Here is a 23204-nt window from a genome sequence, read left to right as displayed (position 1 = left end):
CATGGTCTCGTTATGTCCGATCAAATCCAACGTTTTCTGTTCGACCAAACCAACGTGCGTGGCGAAATCGTCACGCTCGGTACCGCCTATCAGGAGGTGCTCGACCGACACGCCTACCCACCGGCAGTGAACCAACTGCTGGGTGAGCTCCTGGCGGCGGTGGCGCTACTGACCGATACCGTCAAGCTCGATGGCACGCTCAGTATCGAAGTGCGTGGCCAAGGGGCGCTCGCTCTGCTCATGGCGGAATCCAACCCAGGTGGCGAGCTGCGAGCGATCGCGCGCATTGCCGAAGACGCCGCGCTGCCCAGCGAGCACGCCAGCTTCCGCGAGCTGGTCGGGGAGGGGCAAATCGTGATTACCCTAGACCCGCGAGAGGGCCACCGCTATCAAGGGATCGTCGCGCTGGACCACGACACGTTGGGTGGCTGCCTGGAAGCCTACTTTGGCCAATCCGAGCAGTTGCCGACCCGGCTTTGGCTCGCAGCCGATGGTGAGCGGGCAGGCGGCCTGCTGCTTCAGCGCCTGCCGGATGCGTCGCAAAATCAAGACGTCGACGCCTGGGAGCGCAGCGTGTACCTGGCCGACACCATCAAGTCAGAGGAGCTGCTGGGTCTGGAGCAGCGTGACGTGCTCTACCGTCTTTACCATGAAGAAACCGTACGGGTCTTCGATCCCAAAACGCTCCGCTTTGGCTGCACCTGCTCGCGGGAGCGCATGAGCCACGCGCTCTATACATTAGGAAAGGACGAACTGCGCGATATATTGCACGAGCAAGGCGCCATCGACACTCAATGCCATTTTTGTCACACGAAATATCACTACACCGCCGCCGATATTGAAATTTTATTGGAAGACCCAGGTGCGCCGCCGCCGGTGATTCACTAATTGTGTAGTCGGCGCTGGCTGGGCATGCTATTTGGCCTATCGTCTAGACCTCCCAGCTGGTCCCGTCTAGCGCCAGGCGGGCAAACGGTTGTTTGAAAAGTTACTGCGCTGCAACACAAAATGTAGTGGCATTGTAGTAGTTTAACTACAAGATATTTGCCCGAAGCCCCCGTTTCCCGGGGGTTTTCTTTTTGCCATAATGCGCCGGACTTCAGCGCACCTAGTCAGCTGTGACCACCCTGCCAGCGGCTAGGATGATTTCTCAAGGCGTCGGCGACGCCCGGTAAATTAGAGACCCAGGAATCGACATGACCACGACTCAAGCCGCCCCCCAAGCCCACGTTAATCTCAGCAGCGCCGAACTGATCGAGCGCGCCGTGGCCCGTGGTGAAGGCCGCCTGTCCGCCAACGGTGCCCTGGTAGTCAATACAGGACTACGCACTGGGCGTTCACCGAAAGATCGTTATATTGTCGATGAGCCGACCACCCGCGATAGTATCGACTGGGGCAGCGTCAACCGCCCCTTCGACGCCGACAAGTTTTCTGCCTTGTGGGCACGGGTCGAAGAGCACCTGGAGAGTCGTGATCACTTCGTCGCCGAGCTTCACGTTGGCAGCGATGCCACGCACTACCTGCCAGTACGCGTCACGACGGAAACCGCTTGGCAGAACCTGTTTGGCCATACCATGTTCGTGCGCCCTCAGGCCTACAACCAAGCTGCGAAAGACGAATGGACGATCCTTAACGCTGCCGGTTTCGATTGCGACCCGAACCGTGACGGCACGAATTCCGATGGTTGTGTCATCATCAATTTCGCCGAGCGCAAAGTATTGATTGCGGGTATGCGCTATGCAGGCGAAATGAAGAAAGCCATGTTCTCCGTCCAAAACTTCCTGCTGCCAGCGTCCGACGTGCTGCCGATGCACTGCTCGGCCAACGTCGGTGAAGATGGCGAGACCTGCCTGTTCTTCGGCCTCTCGGGTACCGGCAAAACCACCCTGTCTGCCGACCAGGCGCGCTTCTTGATCGGTGACGACGAGCACGCCTGGGGCGACGGTATCGTCTTCAACATGGAAGGCGGCTGCTACGCCAAGTGCATCGACCTGTCCGAGAAGAACGAGCCGGTCATCTGGAACGCGATCAAGTTCGGCACCGTGCTGGAAAACGTCGTCCTCGACGACCGTCGCGAGCCGGATTACGCCGACGACAGCCTGACCCAGAACTCCCGTGCGGCTTACCCGCTGGAGCACGTCGAGAAGCGCGTGGCGGAAAACCTGGCGGGCGAGCCGAATGCCATCGTCTTCCTGACCTGCGACATGTCGGGCGTGCTGCCACCCGTCTCCATATTGTCCAAAGAAGCGGCGGCTTACCACTTCCTGTCGGGCTACACCGCTAAGGTCGGCTCTACCGAAATGGGTTCGTCCGAAGGTCTGGCGGCGACGTTCTCCACCTGCTTCGGTGCACCGTTCTTCCCGCGTCCGGCCCGTGAGTACGCGGACCTGCTGATCAAGCGCGTCGAGAAAAAAGACGCCCAGGTCTACTTGGTCAACACCGGCTGGACCGGCGGTGCCTACGGTGAAGGCGGCTCGCGCTTCTCCATTCCGACCACCCGCGCGATCATCAGCGCCATTCAGTCGGGCATTCTGCGCGACGTAGAGACCAAACACATCGACGGCCTGAACCTAGATGTACCGGTCGCCGTGCCGGGCGTCGACTCCAGCCTGCTCGATCCGCGTGACACCTGGGCAGACCGCGACGCCTACGACCGCCACCTGCAGGAGCTGGCCACCAAGTTCGTCGATAACTTCAAGAAATTCGAAGGCGTCAACGACGCGATCATTCAAGCAGGCCCGCAGCTGACGTGATTTTTTACGTCTCGCGAACAGTAGTTGCCGAACGTAAGGGCAACTAAGTAGTCAGAAAGGGACGGTGCGTAGGCACCGTCCCTTTTTCTTATCTGCTTGTTTCTCTTTGCTATTCGACCGTTGTCGATGGGAGTCACGCCAATGAAACGTCGCCACTTCCTAGGACTGGCAGGGTTGACCGGTTTGGCCGGTGTATTGCCGGGAGTCTCGTTCGGTTTTCCCCGTCTCGATCTCGAAGCCGCCCCGGATTTGGATACGCTGGAGTTGAGTGAAGAGCAGTGGCGGGAGCGCCTCTCGGACGACGCCTTTTATGTATTGCGCGAAGAGGGCACCGAAGCGGCGTTTTCGAGCCCCCTGGATGAACAGTACGGTGAGGGCGAGTACCGGTGTGCAGGCTGCGACTTGCTGCTCTTCACCAGCGCCATGAAGTACGACTCGGGTACCGGTTGGCCGAGTTTCTTCGACCATGTCGAAGGTCACTTGCTGACCAAACTGGATTTCAAGTTGGTCTGGCCGCGCACCGAGTACCACTGCGCCCGCTGCGGCGGTCACCAGGGGCACGTGTTCGAAGATGGCCCCGAGCCAACCGGCCTGCGCTGGTGCAACAATGGCGTGGCGCTGCGCTTCGTGCCTGCCTAGCGGTATCGGGTGTCGGCCACGCAGCCCATGCGACCCAAGCCATGCCACCCAAGCCATGCCACCCTAGGTGGTTTGTGGTACCTTGTCGGCACCTCGAATGCTGCATGAGTTAGTTGTACGTTATGGATGTCAAACAACGCATTACTGCACGCTTGGCCGAAGAGCTGAGCGTCCGGCCGGAACAGGTCGCCGCCACGGTAGAGCTTCTGGATGGGGGCGCTACCGTGCCTTTCATTGCCCGTTACCGTAAAGAAGTCACTGGCGCGCTGGACGATACGCAGCTTCGCCAGTTGGACGAACGCCTGCGTTACCTGCGCGAGCTGGAAGAGCGTCGTGAGGCGGTATTAGCCGCCATCGATGAGCAGGGCAAACTGGATGCGAGCCTTAAAGCGACCATTCAAGCCGCCGATACCAAGCAGCGTTTGGAAGATTTATACCTTCCCTTCAAGAAAAAGCGCCGCACCAAAGCGCAAATTGCCCGTGAGGCGGGGTTGGAGCCCCTGGCCGACGCGCTACTGGCGAATCCAGCGCTCGAGCCCGAAAGCGAAGCCGCCCACTACCTGCGTGAAGCCGAGGGGGATATCCCCGCCATCGACGATGTCAAAGCGGCGCTGGATGGCGCCAAGCAGATTCTGATGGAGCGCTTTGCCGAAGACCCGGAGCTCATTGGTCAACTGCGCGAGCGGCTATGGCAAGAGGGCGAACTCAGTGCGCGCGTGCTGGAGGGCAAACAGCAGGAGGGCGCGAAGTTCTCCGACTACTTCGAGCACGACGAAAAGCTGGCGAAAGTGCCCTCGCACCGGGCGCTGGCCATGTTCCGCGGCCGCAATGAAGGCATCTTGAGCCTGGCGATCCGCTTGCCGGGCGAAGACGACGCGCCCATCCATCCCGCCCAGGTAGCGATTGCCAAGCAGGTGGGCATTAGCGATGAGGGGCGTGCAGCGGATAAGTGGTTGAATGAAGTGGTGCGCTGGACCTGGCGTGTGAAGCTATACACCGCGCTGGAAACCGAGCTGCTGGGCCGCCTGCGCGAGCAGGCCGAACAGACCGCCATCGACGTGTTTGCCGCCAATTTGAAGGATCTGCTGCTCGCCGCACCGGCCGGACAGAAAGTGACCCTGGCGCTCGACCCCGGCCTACGTACCGGCTGTAAAGTAGCGGTGGTCGATGCCACTGGCCAGTTCGTCGACCAAGCCACCATTTATCCCCATGCGCCGCAAAACCGCTGGGACGAGTCGCTCAGCGTGCTCGCCAAGTTGGTCAAGCAGCATGGCGTGGAATTGATTGCCGTGGGTAACGGCACCGCCAGCCGGGAAACCGATAAGCTCGCGGGCGAGCTGGTAAAAGCGCTGGCTCCAGCCCATCGGCTGAGCAAGGTAATGGTATCCGAGGCGGGCGCATCGGTGTATTCGGCATCCGAGTACGCGGCGCGCGAACTCCCGGATCTCGACGTGACCATTCGCGGCGCTGTCTCGATTGCCCGCCGCTTGCAAGACCCCTTGGCCGAGCTGGTGAAGATCGAACCGAAATCCATCGGCGTTGGCCAATATCAGCACGATGTTTCTCAAGTGCAGCTCTCGCGCAGCCTGGAAGCGGTCATCGAAGACTGCGTGAACGCCGTGGGCGTGGATCTCAATACCGCCTCCAGCGCGCTGTTATCGCGTGTGGCAGGCCTCAGCGCGGCGATCGCCGACAATATCGTGGCGCAGCGTAACATTCAGGGGGCGTTCAAGAGCCGTAAAGAGCTACTTGAAGTGAGCCGCCTGGGCCCGAAAACCTTCGAGCAGTGCGCAGGCTTCTTGCGTATCAGCAACGCCGAGAACCCGCTGGACGCCAGTGCGGTTCACCCCGAGGCCTACACGCTGGTAGAGCGCATTGCCAAGCAGAACAGCCGCGACGTGAAAGGGCTGATTGGCGACAGCGCCACCCTGAAAGCGCTCAAGCCCGCCGACTTCGCCGATGAGCGCTTTGGTGTGCCTACCGTAAGCGATATTCTCAAAGAGCTGGATAAGCCCGGTCGCGACCCGCGCCCGGAGTTCAAGGCCGCTGAATTCCGTGAGGGCGTCGAAACCCTCAACGATTTGAAGCTGGGCATGGTGTTGGAAGGCACCGTCACTAACGTGACCCACTTTGGGGCATTCGTGGATATTGGCGTGCATCAAGACGGCTTGGTGCATATTTCGGCGCTGTCCGACCGCTTCATCGATGATCCGCGCAGCATCGTCAAGGCGGGGGATATCGTCACGGTGAAAGTGATGAGCGTGGACATTCCGCGTAAACGGGTGGGGCTATCCATGCGCTTGGATGATGAACCGGAACAGCCCGAGGTGTCGGGCAGTCCGGCCTCGCCAGCGCCGCGCAAGCCTGCCCGAAGCCAGCGCCAAGGTGGCAAGCGTCCAGCGGGACAGCAAAATGAGGCCCCTGCCGCCATGGGGGCGCTCGGTGCTGCGTTGCTCAAAGCCAAGCGGGGCAAATAGTCGCGTGTCTTGAATATTTCACCATTGCCGCCATATCCTGCTGTCTATTCTCGATTAGAAAGCAGGGTAATGGTTATGGCGATGCCAGCTGATCTCAACGAGGCCTGCGCGATGCAGGCCTTACTAACAAGGAGTGTTCACCTTGTCTGAACCACTCACTGTGCCACCCTCGCTCACCGCCCAGGTAGAGCGGCTGCTGCCGAGCGCGCGGTTAGGGCGTTTGGGTCGCCTGCGTCGCGGATTGGAAAAAGAGGGTTTGCGGGTCGATGCCCATGGCCATATCGCCCAAACGCCTCACCCGCACGCGCTCGGATCGAAACTGACGCACCCGCATATCACCACCGATTACTCCGAAGCGCTGCTGGAGTACATCACCCCGGTCTACTCCGAGCCGAAGGAGGCACTGGCCTTCTTATCTGATCTGCACACATTTACCTATCATCATCTAGACAGCGAGTGGATCTGGCCGGGCAGCATGCCAGCACGTCTTTCTGGCAACGACAGCGTACCCATTGCCGATTACGGTCGCTCCAATGTGGGCACCATGAAGCACGTTTACCGCAAAGGGTTGGACGTGCGTTACGGGCGTATCATGCAGGCGATTGCAGGCGTGCATTACAACGTGTCGTTGCCAGAGGATATGTGGCACGCCCTACGGGAAATGGAAAAAGCCACCAATATTCCCTTCAATGATTACCGCTCGACCCGATATTTCGGGATGATTCGCCACTTTCGTCGCCATAGCTGGCTGCTGCTCTATCTGTTTGGCGCCTCGCCGGCCATCGACAAGAGCTTTCTGCCGAATGGCCACGTGCCGGATAAACTTCAGCCGCTGAGCGACGACACGTATTACGCGCCTTATGCGACCACACTGCGCATGTCGGATCTTGGTTACCAGAACAAGGTGCAGGCGCAGCTCAAAATCTGTTTCAACTCGCTGTCGAACTACGTCAATACGCTGCGTCATGCCATTTCCACTCCCTGGCCCGACTACGAAGCACTCGGCGTGAGAAACGGCGACGAGTGGCGGCAGCTCAACGCCAATATCCTGCAGATCGAAAACGAGTACTACAGTGATATTCGGCCCAAGCGTGTTGCCAAACACAACGAGACCCCCAGCCAAGCCCTGGAGGCGCGTGGCGTCGAGTACATCGAAGTGCGCTGCCTGGACCTCAACCCGTTCGACCCGCTGGGCGTCACCGAAACGCAGATGCGCTTCGTCGATACCTTCTTGATGTGGTGTCTACTTAGCGATAGCCCATGGATTTCTGACGAGGAGTGCGACCGTTTGGACGATAACCGTCGCTTAGTGGTAGAGCGTGGGCGCGATCCGGAGCTTCGTCTCACGCGGGATGGCGAGTCGGTCACACTGCCTGAGTGGGGCGAGCAAATCTTTGCGGAGATGGCCGATGTGGCGCGGCTGCTCGATGCGGTCGAAGAGGGCGAGCCCCACGCTGCTGCGCTCGACGAGTTGGCGCCACGCCTTCAGGATCCATCGCTAACACCGTCAGGGCAGATGCTGGCGCGTCTGCAGGAAAGCAATGGCTCACTGAGCGATACGCTGCTTGAAATGGCGCAGGCGCAAGCCGATAAGCTAAAAGCCACGCCCATGTTACGCTCTCGCGAGGCACTGCTGGCGCAGTTGATCGATACCTCGCATCAGCAGCAACGGGATATCGAAGAGGCCGACCAAGAGAGCTTCAGCGCGTTTCTTGAGAGCTATTTTGCCAAGGCGCGTGAGTCACGGGCGCTGTCCGCTTTACCCTCCGAGGATGCCCAATGACCCCTTCCGCTATTCGTCCGGCGGCGCTTGCCGGTGTTGCTTTTTGCGTATTGATGATGGCCGTTGCCTTGAGCCTAGAGCACATTGCTGGCTTGGAGCCATGTCCGCTGTGTATTTTTCAGCGCGTAGCGGTCATCGCGGCTGGCTTGGTGCTAGCCATGGCGGCCATCCATAACCCTAAAGGCGGTGTTGGCAAAGGCCTCTACGGCGTATTGGGGCTGGCGGCCGTAGGCACTGGTGCCTTCATTGCTGGGCGGCATGTGTGGCTGCAGGGGCTGCCTGCCGATGAAGTGCCGAGCTGCGGCCCAGGGCTCGATTACATGATGGATATCCTGCCCATGCAGGACGTTGTCGCCATGGTGCTGACAGGGTCAGGCGAGTGCGCTGAGATCGACTTCATGCTGTTAGGGCTGTCACTGCCTGCCTGGACGCTGATCGGTTTTCTGGTGCTGGCCCTGGCGCCGCTGCGTATGCTGTGGCTAGCCATCAAGCGCTAGCATAGTCGTTAGGCAGCCGATCTATCGACGGCTGTCTAACGCAAGCGTTGACTAACGAAGACGTACTCTCCAGTATCAAGGAAATCATTCCCGCCAGGATTGACAGAGGTAGAAGGAAAAGCGAGTCTAGCCCTGTTCAAGGCGGCTATCTGCAAGGAGAAAGCCCCATGCTCGAAGATTGCAAAAATGCCCTGGAGCGCTGGGGGGGCGTGCACAGCCTGATCGACCGCTGGCTGGATCAACGCCGAGCGCTGCTGGTGAGCTTCATTGAGCTAAAAGATGCCTGTGACGCGGAGCTGGAAGCCGTGAGCAAGGCGCGTATCGACACCTTCAGCGAGCTGCTGATGGACTACATCAGCGCGGGTCACTTCGAGGTGTATCCGCAGCTAGCGGAAGAAGCCAAAGCCTTCGACGACGATAGCGCGCTGCAAATCGCCGGTAAATTGCTCGAACGGCTAGAGATGTCCACGGCCATGGTGCTGGAGTTCGACGAGGATTTCGCCTCTTCAGTACGCTGCCAGCAAAACCTAGCGCGCCTCCCCGCCTGGATCGACCGCCTTGCCAAAGGCCTGACCGAGCGCTTTGCCCTGGAAGACCAGCTCATCGCCCGCTTGCACGCTGCCCACAGCCCCCAGCAGGCCAAATCCCCCGCCTAACATCTCATCATCAGGCAGCGCGCCCGCTGCCTGATGCACAATGCTTCACCACTCACCATTTATTTATCACGCCTTAACTTACCTCCAATCACTAGCATGCACGGGGTGAGCAGGAGGGTGAGGGCAGTGGCGAAGGTGAGGCCGCCGGCAATGGCGCTGGACATTTGTGTCCACCACTGGGCAGACGGGGCGTTGAAACCTAATGCCGGGGCAAACAAATTGACGTTGACGCCCAACACCATCGGCATCAACCCCAGTACGGTCGTAATCGCGGTGAGTAGCACCGGGCGCAGGCGTAAACAGCCTGCTTCCAAGGCCGCTTGAGCGGGGGGCATGCCCTCGGCGCGCAGCTCGTTATAGGTATCGATCAAGACGATATTGTTGTTCACCACGATACCCGCTAGCGCGATGACCCCCATACCCACCATCACGATGCCAAAAGCTTGGCCGGTGATCAGCAAGCCCATCAACACCCCGGCGGTCGAGAAAACGATCGCCGACAGCACCAGCGCGGCTTGGTAGTAGCTATTGAACTGCGTCACCAGAATCAATGCCATCAAGCCAATCGCAACCAAGAAAGCGCTGACCAGAAACTGCATCGACTCCTGCTGATCCTCTTGCTCACCGGCGACGTTGACCATCAAACCGTCGGGCAGTTGGCCTTGGCCAGCGTCCAATAGCGCGCGCAGCCGCTCATCGGCCAAGAATTCTGGCGCTAAGTCGGCTTCGACCGTAATGGCGCGACGGCCATCGATGCGGTTGAGCGTGCCCACCTTGGGCGCAGGAGTGATCTCGACGAAGTGGGAAATCGGAACCTGGCCCCGTGGGGTATTGATGGTCAAACGTTCGAGCTGGTTCAGCGTGCGCCAGTTCTCCGGTAGGCGCACGCGAATATCCACCTCGTCGTTGACCGTGGGCGGGCGGTAGGATGCCACTTGCAGGCCGGTCGTGAGTAGCTGCACGGCACTGCCAATCGTGGTGATATCGGTCCCCATTCGGGCGGCCGCTTCGCGGTCCACATTCACCTGCCACTCGACGCCCGGCAGGCTGCGGTTATCCTGAATATCGGTGAAACCGCCCAGCTGGCGCATCATGGCCGTCAGTTGATCGACCCCCGCATCGGCCACCTCTGGGTCCGTCGCGCTGACTTCCAGGACGATGGGCTTACCGCCGCCGGGACCCATTTCCTGCTCCTGGAATTCCAGAGTAATGCCTGGGATGTCTTGGGTGCGCTCGGCCATGTCCGCCAAAATGGTGCGCGCCGGGCGACGCTGATACCAGTCGATGAACTGAAACTGCAGCATGCCAATCACATCGCTACCCATCTGCTGGTCAGGCACGGCGTAAGAGCGCGCATAGAGGGCTTCCACTTCGCCCATGCCTTCCAAACGCTGCTCTACGCGCTGCAGAATGGCATCCGTTTCCTCTGCCGAGAAATCACCGCGAGCGCGGACCAGCACCTGGGCGCTGTCGGGTTCGACGTTAGGAAAGAAATCCACGCCATGATTGAAACGGGCATAGCCGGTGTATAGCAGGGCAATGAGCAGTACCGCAAACAGCAGTACCCAGGCCGGATGCTGCAGCAGGCGGCCCAATAGGCGACGATAACTACGCCCGAGCGCCGTGCTTTCGTCTATCGGCCCGGAGCCACTAGCGTGCGAAGTGCGGGTGAACAACCGGCCGAGCGTAGGCAGAAACACCAGCGCCATGGCCAGCGAGGCCAGCAAGCATAGAATCACCGTAGCCGGCAGGTACTTCATGAATTGGCCCACCACGCCCGGCCAAAACAGCAGCGGGATGAACACGGCAAGTGTCGTTGCCGTAGAGGCGATGACCGGCCAGCTCATGCGTGAGGCGGCATTGAGCCACGCTTGATGCGGTGCTTGGCCGTCGTGCAGATGCCGGTCGGCCAACTCGCTGACGACGATAGCCCCATCCACGAGCATGCCCGCGACCAAAATCAGTGCAAACAGCACCACGATGTTGAGCGTGAAGCCAAACGCCCACACCAGCAGAATGCCGGTCAAAAACGCCCCTGGAATCGTCAGCCCTACCAGCAGCGCCATCCGCCAGCCCATCACGGCCACCACCACGATCAGCACCAGCACCACGGCGGTCAATACGTTATTGAGCAGCTCCGAGAGCATGTTCTGCACGGTCACCGATTCATCGAGAATGGTGGTGACACGCAGCTGCTCCGGCAGCAGCTCCTCTGCTTGGGCAAAAGTGGCCCGCACCGCCTCGATGGTGGCAATGATATTGGCCCCGGCGCGTTTGGAAATTTCCAATACCACGGCAGGCTGGCCATCGATCCGGGCGAACCCTTCCGCCTCTTTGTAGGTCGGGTGAATCCAAGCCACATCGCCAAAGGTGACGACTTGGTCATCCTCGACCTTCACCGGCATGTTCATCACGTCGTTCAGCGACTCGATGATCCCAGGCACTTTTAGCGCTAGTCGCCCTGCACCGGTATCCAGGCTGCCCGCGGCCACCAAGCGGTTATTGCGCGACACTTGATTGAACAGCGTATCGAAATCGACGCCGTAGCTCTCCAGCACCAATGGGTCGACGACGATTTCCAACAGGTCCTCCCGCTCCCCCGCGATGTCCACTTCGAGCACATCGGCAATGCCTTCGATCTCCTCTTTCAAGCGCCGGGCAATGGTCATGCGCTCGCGGGTATCCAGCTCACCGGAGAGGCCAATGCTCAGCACAGGAAACTCGGAGACATTCACCTCCATCACCCGAGGCTCTTCGGCTTCGTCGGGTAGGCTGCTGCGGGCAATATCGACACGCTCCCGGACGTCGGCCAGCGCGGTATCGGGATCAAATCCGGGGTCGAACTCCAGCGTCACCGAACCGTGCCCTTCGCTGGACTGTGCGGTGAACTTACGCAGCCCCTCGATGCCACGAAGCTCTTGCTCCATGGGGCGCACCAAGAGACGCTCGCCATCTTCAGGGCTCACGCCCTCTAGGGCGAGCGACACATAGATGATCGGGATCGTCACGTCCGGGTTCGCCTCTTTGGGAATCATCTGCCAAGCGGTCGTCCCCGCTAGCAATAGCCCGACGAGCAGTAAAAGCGTGGTGCGTGTATGGGTGAGGGCGGCATTAATCAGTCGACGCATGACCACCTTCCTGGGCAGACACGGGCGTTACTGCGTCGCCGGGGCTCACCAACCCCGCGCCCAGTGTGATCAGCGTGACGGGGTCGGGGAGGCCGGTCACGTAGGCGCGTTCGGTGTCGGCGCTCACCAGCTCGACCGCCGTTTGCACCACGCGGTTTTCGTCATCGACATGTTTGATGGCTAACTGACCGCGATCATCCAGACTAAACAGCGCCGGAGAGAGCGTGTGCACCTGTCGAGGGGGCAGGGTGATGGTGAACTCCGCGCTTCCCCCGGCCAAGCGCAAGCGTTCGGGGTTGTCCAGGGCGACTTCGATATAGAAGGTGCGCGTCGCCTCCTCGGCGCGGCTGCTGATGTAGCTGACCTCGCCGGTGAGCGAGCCACCGTTGAGCAGGCGCGCCGTCACCGGCAAGCCAACGGCCAATTTGCCCACCTGCTGTTGCGATACCCACGCGGTGCCGGTCAAACGGCGATCATCGATCAAGCGCGCCCACTCTTCGCCAGGCTGGAGCAGGTCGCCAAGCTCCACCTGAACACGATCCAGCACGCCTTCGAACGGGGCCGTGGGGCGGGTGTCTTCGAGCTGCTTCTCCAACTGAGCCACTTGAGCCGCGCTGGCGCTGAGTGCGCTTTGCAGGCGCAGCAGTTCCGGTTGCGAGATCAGCTCACGGCGGCGCAGGTTTTGGGCACCGGCGTACTCAGCTTCGGCCAGTGCTAGCTCGTCTCGGGCTTGCTGTAAGCGCTCGGGCAGGGCGTCGTTATCCAGCACGAGTAGCGTTTCCCCCTGATTCACGCTCTCCCCTTGCTCGATAGGTTTTTCGGCCACGTAACCCGCGACGTTGGCACGCAGTACCGTCTCACGCTCGGCGGTAAGTTGGCCCTGCAGCACCTGCTGGGGAATATAGGGTGTGCTCTGTTGCCTGTTGACCTCCACACGGGGCAGGGCGTTGGCCTCTTCCGCGTTGTTCTCTGGCGGAGACGATTGAAACTGCTGAAAATCGCCGACGGCCAACCAAACCACTAACGCCAGCACCAGCAGGCTTGCCAGCGCATAAGAAGGGGGAATTCGTCGCATGGGAAGTCACTGTTCCAAGGAAATGACAAAATAGATAGCGCGGTAAGGATGGTACCGCAGCCCGTCACACCATAGCGTAACTGGCCGTTTTCAGCGAGTATCAAGCCCGCGTGCAAATGGGTAGTCGTCTCATGTCTGATTGAGTTTTTGAGCGTCTGGGCATAACATCGTGGCGCTATTCTTTACCAGGCGAACCTCCATTAGGCGAACCATCAAGGAGCAATGATGAAAGATCCAGTCCGTATTGCGATTACCGGCGGTGCCGGTCAAATCAGCTACTCTCTTATTTTCCGTATTGCCGCTGGCGACATGCTGGGGCCGGATCAGCCCGTCATTCTCCAGCTTCTCGAAATTCCCCAAGCGATGGACGCGCTGAACGGCGTCGTGATGGAAGTCAACGACTGTGCGTTCCCGCTGGTACAAGACATCGTCGCCACCGACGATCCGAACGTAGCGTTCAAAGATGCCGATTTCGCCCTGCTGGTAGGTGCACGTCCGCGTGGCCCGGGTATGGAGCGTAAAGATCTTCTGGAAGCCAACGCTGCGATCTTCTCCGTGCAGGGTAAAGCACTGAACGACCACGCCAGCCGTGACGTCAAAGTGCTGGTCGTCGGTAACCCGGCCAACACCAACGCGCTGATCGCTTCTTGCAACGCGCCGGATCTGGATGCAGGTCAGTTCACGGCCATGACGCGTCTGGACCACAACCGCGCGCTGACGCAGCTGGCTCAGAAAACCGGCAAGCACGTCACCGACGTCGAAAACATGATCATCTGGGGCAACCACAGCGCCACCCAGTATCCGGATCTGGCCCAGTGCAAAGTCGACGGCAAAGCCGCTTTCGATCTGGTCGAGCGCGACTGGTACGAAAACGACTTCATCCCGACCGTTCAGCAGCGCGGTGCTGCCATCATCAAAGCGCGCGGTGCGTCCTCTGCAGCGTCTGCCGCCTCTTCGGCCATCGACCATATGCGCGACTGGGCGCTGGGTTGCGACGGCATCGTCAGCATGGCGATTCCCTCCGACGGCAGCTACGGCATTGCCGAAGGCATCATCTACTCCTACCCGGTGCGCTGCCAGAGTGGCAAATATGAAATCGTCCAAGGCTTCGAACTGGACGCGTTCAGCAAAGAGAAGATGCAAGCCACCGAAAAAGAACTGCGTGAAGAGCGCGCCGCCGTCGAGCATCTGCTCGGCTAAACGCGCCGTTTGGCACCCGCCAACCGCATCCACCCCGCAAGCCATGCTTGCGGGGTTTTTTATGCCCAGCGCAATGGATTTGGATGGAACGTTATGTCGCTTGCGGGATAGCTTCAGTGGATACACCCGTAGCGCGGCGTAAGCGGAGCGCATCCGCGAAGCAACGCGAGGAGCGTTGCCGATGGGGCGCGGTGGGTGTTGGTGGCACGTTTGGTTCGGTAACGCCATCGGGGCGGCTGCCGCCGCCTTCGTGGGTGCCTCTTTCGCTCGTTGCTCTCGCTCAGTCGTTACGCCGTGCTACGGGGGTGCCTCGATTCACCGTGATGTGGTAGCCGGGTGCTCGATTTGTCGAGATGTATAGTAGCTGGGCACCCCGATGTCTCGTGGTGGTGGCGTCAGCAAATTTCCATACGGTTTCGGCCGCTACGTTTAGCTTCGTATAGGGCTTGGTCGCTTCGTGCAAGGAGGCTGGACAGGTCTTGGCTGGGCTGGGTGAGGCGTGTGACGCCCAGGCTCAACGAAACAGGGTTGGGTGTGGGGTACGTGTGCGAAGCCACGGTTTGAAACCGTTGGCGTAATTGTTGGCCCATGCGCAGTACAGCATCGTCATCGACGTCTTTCAGCAGGAATACGAACTCATCGCCGCCCAAGCGGGCCATCAGAGCGTCCGCTGGCAATGTTTGTTGAGCGATATCGCCCAGGGCGATCAGTAGGTGATCGCCCGCGGCGTGGCCATAGAGGTCATTGACCTGCTTGAAGTTGTCCAAATCGACCAGGAGTAGCGCCCCAGGTTGGCTTGGGGTGATGCGTTTTAACACGCGAAGTGCCTGGGTTTCGAAGCCACGCCGGTTGAGCAGTGACGTCAAGGCATCGCGTTCGGCGAGATGCGTGATGTGACGCTCTCGCTGGTAGCGCACGGTGCCGGTCATCGAGAGCGCAATCAGCAAGATGGCCATAGCACCCTCCACCAATGAAACGCGAATGATGGCTCCACGAAAGGCCATGAGGTCGACCAGCGTGTTGGGGGCCAAGGGCAGCAGCCCCTTGGCGATGTAAAAAAGACCGTGAATCAACAAGACGTAGTGCAATTGGCGAGTGCCGAGAGTGGCGCTGCCGGACTCCAGTTTGAGCGCCCAGCTGGCCCTCAAGGCGAGCAGCCCTACCAATAACGAATTGAGTGCCAGATAGAGTTTGGAGCTGGTCAAGGGGGCGGGGAGTAGCAGCAGTGCGCACCAGATGACGACCAGCAGCCACCAGGCCTGGCTGGGACGTTGGCCGACGAAGCGCAAGACGCCCAGCAAGAAGAGCCAGTGGGCCAGGATCAGCAGGCCATTGGCAAACCACACGCCGACCAGGAAGAAACCATTGGCGCGTAGCAGTGAAAGACTCGAGCCCACCGTGATCGTGGCAAACCCTGCTGCCCATAGCAGCAGCGCCCGTTCTCGAGCGCCACGCCACTCCATCAGCAAATAAAGCGCCGCTGCAGCGGCAATGGCGATGGTTAGCGTTAATAGGGTAGGTGGGTCGAATGCCATTAATCCCGCAAACTCATGATTCGCCAGTGTCGCTCTTCGGCCACTTGGCGAAGTGTATCGTCAGGATCTACGGCGACGGGGTTATCGACCACTTCCAGCAGCGGCAGGTCGTTATGGGAGTCGCTATAGAACCACGCATCATCGAGGGTGCACTCTTGCCCTTCCAGCCATGCTTCCAAGCGGGTGACTTTGCCTTCCCGGTAGCTGGGCACACCGGCCACGCGTCCTGTGTAACGGCCATCGACCATCTCGGGGTCGACGGCAATCAGGTCGTCCACGCCCAGCCGCTCGGCAATCGGGCCAGTGATGAAACGGTTGGTGGCCGTAATGATCAGCAAGGTATCGCCCTTGGTGCGGTGTCGCGCCAGCAGCTCTTCCGCCTTGGGTAGAATGTTCGGCTCGATCTTGCTAATCATAAACTGTTGGTGCCAAGCAGCAAGTTGCTCTGGGCTATTGTCAGCCAGCGGTTTCAGCGCCAGCGCCAGAAACGCCATCATATCCAGCGTGCCGGCATTGTAATCGGCGAGAAAGCGCTCGTTGGCCTCGCGGTAGGCCACCGGGTCCACTGCGCCTTGCTCCACCAGAAACTCCCCCCAGGCATGATCGCTATCGATGGATAGCAGCGTATTATCCAGGTCGAAAATGGCCAGACTCACGGCGCTCCCCTTGACGGTCAATGTTCGTTAATTATAAGCGACACAAAGCGCGGGATTATCGCAGAGTCACCTGGGTTTAACCACTTAGCGTTATATTGTATTGATACGGTTGTCTCCCTTATGGAAAAATGGGGACAACTGAAAATTTATGAAGGTGATGTCCGTGATCGACGCTGACGGCTTTCGCCCCAATGTTGGCATTATCATTGCCAATAGCCAGGGGCAGCTGCTTTGGGCGCGTCGTGTAGGGCAAAATGCGTGGCAGTTTCCCCAGGGAGGCATCAAAGCAAGCGAGACTCCACAACAAGCGCTTTTTCGTGAACTCCACGAAGAGATCGGCCTAACCGCCGACGATGTTGATATTGTCGCCTGCACCCGGGGCTGGCTGCGCTACCGTCTGCCACGACGCATGATTCGTACCCACTCACGGCCGGTGTGTATCGGCCAGAAGCAGAAGTGGTTTTTACTCAAAATTCGTTGCCAAGAAAACCGCATCTGTATGACGGCCACGCCCAAGCCGGAATTCGACGGTTGGCGATGGGTTAGCTACTGGTACCCACTTGGGCAGGTAGTACCGTTCAAACGAGAGGTCTATCGGCGCGCACTCCGGGAGCTTTCCCCGCGTGTGCAGCGCTTGGCACAAGATGATGAAGGATAACGCGCGCACCGTTGCGGGGTAAACGCAGCGGTCACCGGCGGGAGAATCCCTCAGCGAGGCAAATAATAGTGAATAGTAAAACGTCCATGCTTGAGGTGCTGCGACGCGTTATTCAAGAAGTGAATGGCGCAAGAAACCTCGACGCCGCGCTGTCGACCATGGTGCGCCGGATACGCAAAGCCATGCAGACCGACGTGTGCTCCTTTTATCTCTACGATAAAGAGCTGGAGTCGTTGGTGCTGATGGAAACCATTGGCCTGCGTACCCAAGCCGTGGGTCGTGTCGTGTTGCCGCTGGGGGAAGGCCTAGTGGGGCTGGTGGCCAAACGCAGCGAGCCGCTCAACTTGGAAGATGCGCGGTCGCACTCCCATTTTCGCTACTTCGAAGCCACGGGCGAAGAGCGTTACTCCAGCTTTTTAGGGGTGCCCATCATCCACCAGCGGCACATGCTCGGGGTGTTGGTGGTGCAGCAAGCGGAAAAACGCCGCTACGACGACGAAGACGAAGCCTTTTTGGTCACCATGGCCGCCCAGCTAGCCGGTGTTCTGGCGCATGCATTGGCCACAGGCAACCTCTCGCGACCGGCACTGCCGGGTGGCCAAGCCATGTTCAAAGGCGTGGCGGCGTCGCCCGGCATGGCCATGGGCGAAGCCGTGGTGATTACCCCGCCCGCCGATCTCAACAGCGTTCCTGACCTGATTCCCAGCGACCAAGAGTACGAAATCGCTCGCTTGAAAGAGGCCATTGGCAAAACCCGCGATGAGATTCGTGCGGCGGCAGAGCGCTTGGTCAATCGTATCTCCTCTCAAGAGCTGGCGCTGTTCGACGTCTACCAACAGATGTTGGGCGAAGCGGCACTCTCCGAAGAAGTCGAAAAACGAATTCGGGAAGGGCAGTGGGCGCCTGGGGCGCTGGCCGATGTCGTTCGCCGCCACGTTCAGTACCTGGAGCGGGTAGATGACGACTACCTGCGTGAACGAGCGGCGGACATCCGTGATCTTGGCCGCCGTGTGCTGGCGCATCTTCAAGAAGATACGCCTTCCACCCCAGAAACCTATCCGGATAACGCCATTCTGGTAGGCGATGAAATCAGCGTAGCCATGCTGGGCGAAGTGCCCCGCGACAAGCTCAAAGGGTTGGTATCGGTGCGGGGCTCCAGCACGTCTCACGTCGCCATCGTCGCACGCGCGATGGGGATTCCCACCGTTTTGGGTATGGTCGATCTCCCGTTGCCGCGTCTCAATGGCGCGCCCGTGGTGCTGGATGGTCACCGGGGGCGCTTGTTCGTTCGCCCGGCGGCCGAGCTGCAAACTCGCTATGCCAGCCTGATTGCCGAAGAGAAAGTGCTGAGCGAAGTACTCGAGCACGAGCAGGACCTGCCCAGTGAAACCCCCGACGGCTATGAGATGCCGCTGATGGTGAATACCGGGTTGGCGGTGGATGCCTCTGCGCTACTGAAAAGCCGCATTGGCGGGGTGGGGCTCTACCGCACCGAAGTGCCGTTCATGATCACCGAGCGCTTCCCTGGTGAAAAAGAGCAGATGCGCATGTACCGCGAACAGTTGGAAGGGTTTGCGCCCCTGCCGGTCGTCATGCGCACGCTGGATATCGGCGGCGACAAAGACTTGCCTTACTTCCCCATCGAGGAAGCCAACCCGTTTCTGGGCTGGCGGGGCATGCGGGTGACTCTGGATCATCCCGAGGTGTTGATGGTTCAGCTACGCGCCATGCTCAAAGCGTCCCACGGCCTGGGCAACCTCTACGTTCTGTTCCCCATGATCACCAACGTCGAAGAGGTGGATGAAGCCATTCGTCTGCTCGATCGCGCCATCTTGGAACTGGGCGAAGAGGGCATGAGCGTCGAGCGGCCCAAGGTGGGGGTAATGATCGAAGTGCCCGCCACGATCTATCAGATGGACGCACTGGCCAAGCGGGTCGATTTCTTCTCGGTGGGCAGTAACGACCTCACTCAATACCTGTTGGCGGTAGATCGCAACAACCCCCGCGTCTCGAGCTTGTACGATGCGCTGCACCCTGCCTTGCTCGGCGCGTTGCAAGAGCTTGCCCAAGACGCCAAGCGGCTCGACAAACCCATCTCGCTATGTGGTGAGTTGGCAGGGGACCCGGCGGGCGCGCTGCTGCTGATGGCGATGGGCTTTACCAGTCTCTCCATGAACGCCCCCAGCTTGCCAAAAGTGCGCGCAGCGATCCGCCGCGTCACGCTGGCCGACGCCCAAGCGCTGCTCGATGAGATCATGCAGCTCGATACGCCCGTACGGGTTCATGAGCATCTCAATAAGCGATTGGACGAGTGGCAGCTATCGCACTTACTACCCCCTCGCGATTAACAGCGGCTACTGCGTCTCGCAGAGAACGTTTAGCGTCGTGTCACCCAGATAGCGACCGAAGGGGCCAAAACGCTGTTCGGTCAGGGTGGCGTTGCCTCGGGCGTCGAGCGTCAACCATGTGGTCGCGCGGGTGCCGTACTGCTCGCCAACGATGAAAGCCGCCGAAAGCTGGCGCTCGAGCTCGAGCCCAACGCCGGTATCCGGTAAAAGCGATATCTCCGCAAACGCGGAATCATGCAGCGCACCGCCGGTGTCACGCCGCCAGCGGTGCTCATCGCTGTCTGCCAGCGCCTGTCGCGCGGCCTGCAGTTTGGGCCATGGCGTATTCAAGTCGGCATTCGAAAGCCCATGACACCCAGGGACGACCTCCCTCAGCGCGACGCCGTCGTATCCTCGGTGCAAGTGCCAGCAGTGGTGGGTCGTCGCCACCAGTAAGTTGAAGCCCGCGTAGCGCTCGGCATGTCGACTTGCCAGGGCGTCGAGCCACTCGGCAGGGTCGCTGGCGGTCAGCGCACCTGCGACCAATTCGCCTCGGCTGGGGGCGTTTGCAGGAGTGATCAAGCGCGTGTCGCGCACATTGGTGAGCGCGGCGACAACGCCATGCCGATTGGCCGCCAGCCAAGTGCCCTCGGCTTCTAAATCGCGGCCACCATATAAAGGAACATCTTGCCAAGTACCTAGAGGCGCAGTAGGGCGCGCATGGAACTCATCGCGATTGCCTGCCAGGCGAAACGGCGTAGCGCTATCGGGCGCCCAATGAAACGTGATTAAACACATACGAATCCCTGGAACGGCAGCAGGCGTGCCGCTTTGTGTGAGTGGTGTACCGGCGTGGCATGACAGGTGTGCGGTGTCGACGTACACTTAGCACAGAAACGTGCGGCATAAAACGTAAGGATTCACGCCATCGCTCTTTACAAGGCATGCTGCCCTTTGCCAACCAGGAAGTCGAGAATGATGCAACGCTATCAGCGAGAGCACTTCTGGAATGCCGTTATCTGGCCGGTGTTATGGCCACTGCTCCTCGTACAGGCCGCCTTAGTGCTGCTCTGTGTGTTGGTAGGTGCCGTGATTTGGTTAATGTCACCTGGCCAGGCTTCGTGGTCCACCACGCTCTGGCTCACGCTGACCCTGCTGCTGGGAAGCTGCCTGAACGTTGGCGCGTTTTTGATGTTGATCAAAGCACGGGCCAAGTTCAAAGATGCCTTGTTCATCCAAGGCCTCAATGAGCTGGAACGGCGCATCGATACGCTGCAGCAAGGCATCATGCCCCATGCGACGTTGCTGCTGGACGAAGAGAGTCAAGAGCGCCCGCTCAAGCGGCTCACCCGCGCCAACGATCAGCTGGCAAGCTTGGTGAGCGCGTTACAGAAAAGTGGCCATGTCGCTACCGCAGAGACCGAACAGTCCAAGTCCGACCAAGCGCTGCTGGATGACCTACACCACCAGCAAAAGCAGCTCAAGCACCTCATGGCAGGAAGAGAGCGTGCCAGAGAAGAGTCGCGTTTGAAATCGGGTTACCTAACGCTCATGCAGCGGGAAGCCGACACCCTGTTCGATCATCTTGGCACCATGCTGACCGAAGAATCCTCAGAAGCCTGTCGGCAAAACGTCACCCACGTGCGCGAGCGCTTGGCCGATATTCGTTCGCTGTTGGCCAACTTCGTTCAGCAGAGTGTGAACGAAGCCGATACCTACGATCTTCCTCTATCCAGCGAGCAAAGCCCGCGTGTGCTGGTCGTCGATGATGGCCCTGTGAACCTCATGCTCGCGCGGCAAATGCTCGAATTGCAAGGGCTACACGTTGAAGGCGTGAGTAGCGGCGAACAGGCGCTCGAGCGTCAGCAGTCTGCGTTCTACGACCTGGTATTCATGGATATTTTCATGCCGACACTCGACGGGCTGGAAACCACCCGCCGCTGGCGCCGGTATGAGCATCAGCACGCGACCAAACGAAGTGTCATGATCGCCCTGACCGCCAATGCCGATAACGCCGGACAAGACGCCTGCAGCGCCGCCGGGCTGGACGATATCCTCGCGAAACCCTACCAGCCCGATACCCTACACGGCATGATCAAAAAATGGTTGCCTAACGCCTTGGAGAAGCCCAACGAATGACCTTCGCAGCCATTTTGGCCAGTTATCTATTGCTCGGTGCCGCTGCAGGCACCATGGCCGGTTTGTTTGGTGTGGGCGGTGGCATCATCATCGTCCCCGTTCTGGTCTTTGCCTTCGGGCTGCAGGGCATTTCCCCCGAGATCACCATGCACCTTGCGGTGGGCACCTCGCTCGCCACGATCGTCGTGACGGGCGCCTCTTCAGCGTTGGGCCACTTTCGCAAGGGGAGTGTGCATCGTGCCTGGTTCATGGCGTTATTACCGGGCTTGATGCTGGGCGCCATTGGTGGGGTCTTCATTGCCGGTAATTTATCCGGCACCGTATTAGGCACCTTGTTTGGCGTCTTCGTGCTCTTGCTGGCCACTAAAATGATCATGGGGCTGACCCCCAAACCGGGCACGCTGGCCCCCAGCAAATTTGCCATGACCCTCGCTGGAGGCGTGGTCGGGGCCATTTCCGCGCTATTTGGTATCGGGGGCGGGGCGATGACCGTGCCTTGGTTATCGCGCTGCGGTGCCACCATGACGCAGGCGGTGGGAACCTCTGCCGCCTGCGGCTTACCAATAGCGGCAGTAGGGGCGATCACGTTCATCGTGGTCGGCTGGGGCAATTCGCTGCTACCCCCTTGGGCGACAGGCTTCGTCATGTGGCCTGCGTTCATAGGCATCGTTGCGACCAGCGTGCTGTTTGCCCGTCTTGGTGTGCGCTTGGCTCACGTGTTACCCGCCCATGTCCTACGTTACTGTTTCGCTGCGCTGCTCGCCGTGGTGGGGCTACGTTTCATACTGGCGTAACCCGCTGTGGAAAGTGGCGGCATTTCTTTTATTCGAATAGAGAAAGTGAATGATCAACTACCCAACGATAGATCCTGTCGCGATTTCCCTCGGCCCGTTGCAGGTACATTGGTACGGCCTCATGTACGTGGTCGGCTTCGTGGCGGCGTGGTGGCTAGGCTGCAAACGTGCCCCGCGTCTAGGAATGAACAAAGACGACATCGGCGATTTGCTCTTCTACTGCGCCATTGGGGTGGTCGCCGGTGGCCGCTTCGGGTACGCGCTGTTCTACGGACTAGAGCAGTGGCTGGCTGACCCGCTATGGATCTTCCGCGTTTGGGATGGCGGCATGAGCTTCCACGGCGGCTTGATAGGCGTGCTGCTGGCCGCTTGGCTATTTGCCCGCCGCAAGCAGCTCGCTTTCTTCACGTTGACCGACTTCATTGCACCGCTCGTACCCATTGGCCTTGGCGCAGGGCGCATTGGTAACTTTATCAACCATGAGTTGCCCGGCCGCGTGACCTCGCTCCCTTGGGGCATGCCCTTTCCCGGAATGGGGCCTGAACCCCGCCACCCATCGGCGCTCTACGAGGCGCTATTAGAAGGCGTCGTGCTATTTGCGATCCTCTGGTGGGTGTCTGCCCAACCCCGCGCACGTGGGTTTGTCTCAGGTCTTTTCCTGTTGGGTTATGGCGTCTTCCGCTTCATGGTCGAGTTCGTACGCATGCCCGATGCCCACATCGGCTTCATCGCCTTCGACTGGGTCACCATGGGCATGCTGTTAACCTTACCCATGATTGCTCTCGGCCTCATATTGATCGCTTGGTCACGCCGCCAGCCCATCGATGCCAAAGCTTGAAATACCCCATGCACGCTACGAATGCCAATGCACTCGTAGCTCGTGGTAA

General features: G+C 59.8%; 18 protein-coding genes. 13 read left to right on the top strand and 5 right to left on the bottom strand.

Going from position 1 to position 23204, the window contains the following annotated elements:
• Window positions 1-12 precede the first annotated feature (12 nt).
• The 7 genes from hslO (at window position 13) to rsd (ending at window position 8805) form a co-directional block, all read left to right on the top strand.
• Window positions 13-888: an Hsp33 family molecular chaperone HslO gene (gene hslO / locus GYM47_RS11655; RefSeq protein ID WP_139526989.1), complete on the top strand. Its 876-nt coding sequence runs from the start codon at window positions 13-15 to the stop codon at window positions 886-888.
• 308 nt (window positions 889-1196) lie between these two features.
• On the top strand, window positions 1197-2753 hold the full coding sequence (locus tag GYM47_RS11650) for a phosphoenolpyruvate carboxykinase (protein WP_153842745.1): 1557 nt from the start codon (window positions 1197-1199) through the stop codon (window positions 2751-2753).
• Between the two features lie 141 nt (window positions 2754-2894).
• The gene (msrB, locus tag GYM47_RS11645; protein WP_153842746.1) at window positions 2895-3392 is read left to right on the top strand and encodes a peptide-methionine (R)-S-oxide reductase MsrB; all 498 of its coding nucleotides are present in this window, start codon (window positions 2895-2897) and stop codon (window positions 3390-3392) included.
• Window positions 3393-3514: 122 nt separating this feature from the next.
• Window positions 3515-5869, top strand: a complete 2355-nt coding sequence (locus GYM47_RS11640; RefSeq protein ID WP_153842747.1) for a Tex family protein — start codon at window positions 3515-3517, stop codon at window positions 5867-5869.
• 142 nt (window positions 5870-6011) lie between these two features.
• Complete coding sequence (gene gshA / locus GYM47_RS11635) at window positions 6012-7652, top strand: glutamate--cysteine ligase (RefSeq protein WP_153842748.1); 1641 nt, start codon at window positions 6012-6014, stop codon at window positions 7650-7652.
• Window positions 7649-8149 carry a disulfide bond formation protein B gene (locus GYM47_RS11630; RefSeq protein WP_139526996.1) on the top strand — a complete coding sequence of 167 codons (501 nt, stop codon included), beginning with the start codon at window positions 7649-7651 and terminating at the stop codon, window positions 8147-8149. The genes gshA and GYM47_RS11630 overlap by 4 nt, the downstream gene beginning before the upstream one ends.
• 167 nt (window positions 8150-8316) lie before the next feature.
• Window positions 8317-8805 (top strand): sigma D regulator, encoded by a 489-nt coding sequence (gene rsd / locus GYM47_RS11625; protein ID WP_139526997.1) that lies wholly within the window; start codon window positions 8317-8319, stop codon window positions 8803-8805.
• Window positions 8806-8864: 59 nt separating this feature from the next.
• On the opposite strand, the gene GYM47_RS11620 is transcribed toward rsd, so the two are convergent.
• Together GYM47_RS11620 and GYM47_RS11615 are read right to left on the bottom strand one after the other, a co-directional pair.
• The gene (locus GYM47_RS11620; RefSeq protein ID WP_153842749.1) at window positions 8865-11933 is read right to left on the bottom strand and encodes an efflux RND transporter permease subunit; all 3069 of its coding nucleotides are present in this window, start codon (window positions 11931-11933) and stop codon (window positions 8865-8867) included.
• A complete protein-coding gene (locus GYM47_RS11615) occupies window positions 11917-13008 on the bottom strand; it encodes an efflux RND transporter periplasmic adaptor subunit (RefSeq protein ID WP_153842750.1) in 1092 nt (363 codons plus the stop codon). Before GYM47_RS11615 ends, GYM47_RS11620 begins: the two co-directional genes overlap by 17 nt.
• Window positions 13009-13233: 225 nt before the next feature.
• Here GYM47_RS11615 and GYM47_RS11610 point away from each other — a divergent pair, with 225 nt between their 5' ends.
• Window positions 13234-14208: a malate dehydrogenase gene (locus GYM47_RS11610; RefSeq protein WP_153842751.1), complete on the top strand. Its 975-nt coding sequence runs from the start codon at window positions 13234-13236 to the stop codon at window positions 14206-14208.
• A gap of 395 nt (window positions 14209-14603) precedes the next feature.
• Here the strand turns inward: GYM47_RS11610 and GYM47_RS11605 are convergent, their stop codons facing one another.
• Both GYM47_RS11605 and GYM47_RS11600 read right to left on the bottom strand, forming a co-directional pair.
• A complete protein-coding gene (locus GYM47_RS11605; RefSeq protein WP_153842752.1) occupies window positions 14604-15743 on the bottom strand; it encodes a GGDEF domain-containing protein in 1140 nt (379 codons plus the stop codon).
• Complete coding sequence (locus GYM47_RS11600; RefSeq protein ID WP_139527001.1) at window positions 15743-16399, bottom strand: histidinol-phosphatase; 657 nt, start codon at window positions 16397-16399, stop codon at window positions 15743-15745. Before GYM47_RS11600 ends, GYM47_RS11605 begins: the two co-directional genes overlap by 1 nt.
• A 163-nt stretch (window positions 16400-16562) precedes the next feature.
• Here GYM47_RS11600 and GYM47_RS11595 point away from each other — a divergent pair, with 163 nt between their 5' ends.
• Window positions 16563-17057: an RNA pyrophosphohydrolase gene (locus GYM47_RS11595; protein ID WP_139527002.1), complete on the top strand. Its 495-nt coding sequence runs from the start codon at window positions 16563-16565 to the stop codon at window positions 17055-17057.
• 86 nt (window positions 17058-17143) lie between these two features.
• Window positions 17144-19405, top strand: a complete 2262-nt coding sequence (gene ptsP, locus GYM47_RS11590) for a phosphoenolpyruvate--protein phosphotransferase (RefSeq protein ID WP_153842911.1) — start codon at window positions 17144-17146, stop codon at window positions 19403-19405.
• Between the two features lie 6 nt (window positions 19406-19411).
• Here the strand turns inward: ptsP and GYM47_RS11585 are convergent, their stop codons facing one another.
• On the bottom strand, window positions 19412-20182 hold the full coding sequence (locus tag GYM47_RS11585) for an NRDE family protein (protein WP_153842753.1): 771 nt from the start codon (window positions 20180-20182) through the stop codon (window positions 19412-19414).
• Between the two features lie 177 nt (window positions 20183-20359).
• On the opposite strand from GYM47_RS11585, the gene GYM47_RS11580 reads away from it, so the two are divergent.
• Genes GYM47_RS11580 through lgt form a run of 3 tightly spaced genes read left to right on the top strand, consistent with a single transcriptional unit; the run spans window position 20360 to window position 23155 of the window.
• A complete protein-coding gene (locus tag GYM47_RS11580; RefSeq protein WP_331250792.1) occupies window positions 20360-21523 on the top strand; it encodes a response regulator in 1164 nt (387 codons plus the stop codon).
• Window positions 21520-22317: a sulfite exporter TauE/SafE family protein gene (locus GYM47_RS11575; RefSeq protein ID WP_153842754.1), complete on the top strand. Its 798-nt coding sequence runs from the start codon at window positions 21520-21522 to the stop codon at window positions 22315-22317. Before GYM47_RS11580 ends, GYM47_RS11575 begins: the two co-directional genes overlap by 4 nt.
• Window positions 22318-22366: 49 nt before the next feature.
• Complete coding sequence (gene lgt, locus GYM47_RS11570) at window positions 22367-23155, top strand: prolipoprotein diacylglyceryl transferase (protein WP_153842755.1); 789 nt, start codon at window positions 22367-22369, stop codon at window positions 23153-23155.
• Window positions 23156-23204 lie beyond the last annotated feature (49 nt).

The organism is Vreelandella piezotolerans (assembly GCF_012427705.1).
Lineage (GTDB): Bacteria > Pseudomonadota > Gammaproteobacteria > Pseudomonadales > Halomonadaceae > Vreelandella > Vreelandella piezotolerans.
Note: the sequence above shows the minus strand (reverse complement) of the source record. Positions and strands in the feature narration are given on the sequence as shown.

What these genes read in the sequence shown, in the direction of transcription:
- hslO (WP_139526989.1), top strand. Translation starts at nt 13, where the DNA reads ATGTCCGATCAAATCCAACGTTTTCTGTTCGACCAAACCAACGTGCGT.
- GYM47_RS11650 (WP_153842745.1), top strand. Translation starts at nt 1,197, where the DNA reads ATGACCACGACTCAAGCCGCCCCCCAAGCCCACGTTAATCTCAGCAGC.
- msrB (WP_153842746.1), top strand. Translation starts at nt 2,895, where the DNA reads ATGAAACGTCGCCACTTCCTAGGACTGGCAGGGTTGACCGGTTTGGCC.
- GYM47_RS11640 (WP_153842747.1), top strand. Translation starts at nt 3,515, where the DNA reads ATGGATGTCAAACAACGCATTACTGCACGCTTGGCCGAAGAGCTGAGC.
- GYM47_RS11630 (WP_139526996.1), top strand. Translation starts at nt 7,649, where the DNA reads ATGACCCCTTCCGCTATTCGTCCGGCGGCGCTTGCCGGTGTTGCTTTT.
- rsd (WP_139526997.1), top strand. Translation starts at nt 8,317, where the DNA reads ATGCTCGAAGATTGCAAAAATGCCCTGGAGCGCTGGGGGGGCGTGCAC.
- GYM47_RS11620 (WP_153842749.1), bottom strand. Translation starts at nt 11,933, where the DNA reads ATGCGTCGACTGATTAATGCCGCCCTCACCCATACACGCACCACGCTT.
- GYM47_RS11615 (WP_153842750.1), bottom strand. Translation starts at nt 13,008, where the DNA reads ATGCGACGAATTCCCCCTTCTTATGCGCTGGCAAGCCTGCTGGTGCTG.
- GYM47_RS11610 (WP_153842751.1), top strand. Translation starts at nt 13,234, where the DNA reads ATGAAAGATCCAGTCCGTATTGCGATTACCGGCGGTGCCGGTCAAATC.
- GYM47_RS11605 (WP_153842752.1), bottom strand. Translation starts at nt 15,743, where the DNA reads ATGGCATTCGACCCACCTACCCTATTAACGCTAACCATCGCCATTGCC.
- ptsP (WP_153842911.1), top strand. Translation starts at nt 17,144, where the DNA reads ATGCTTGAGGTGCTGCGACGCGTTATTCAAGAAGTGAATGGCGCAAGA.
- GYM47_RS11585 (WP_153842753.1), bottom strand. Translation starts at nt 20,182, where the DNA reads ATGTGTTTAATCACGTTTCATTGGGCGCCCGATAGCGCTACGCCGTTT.
- GYM47_RS11580 (WP_331250792.1), top strand. Translation starts at nt 20,360, where the DNA reads ATGATGCAACGCTATCAGCGAGAGCACTTCTGGAATGCCGTTATCTGG.
- GYM47_RS11575 (WP_153842754.1), top strand. Translation starts at nt 21,520, where the DNA reads ATGACCTTCGCAGCCATTTTGGCCAGTTATCTATTGCTCGGTGCCGCT.
- lgt (WP_153842755.1), top strand. Translation starts at nt 22,367, where the DNA reads ATGATCAACTACCCAACGATAGATCCTGTCGCGATTTCCCTCGGCCCG.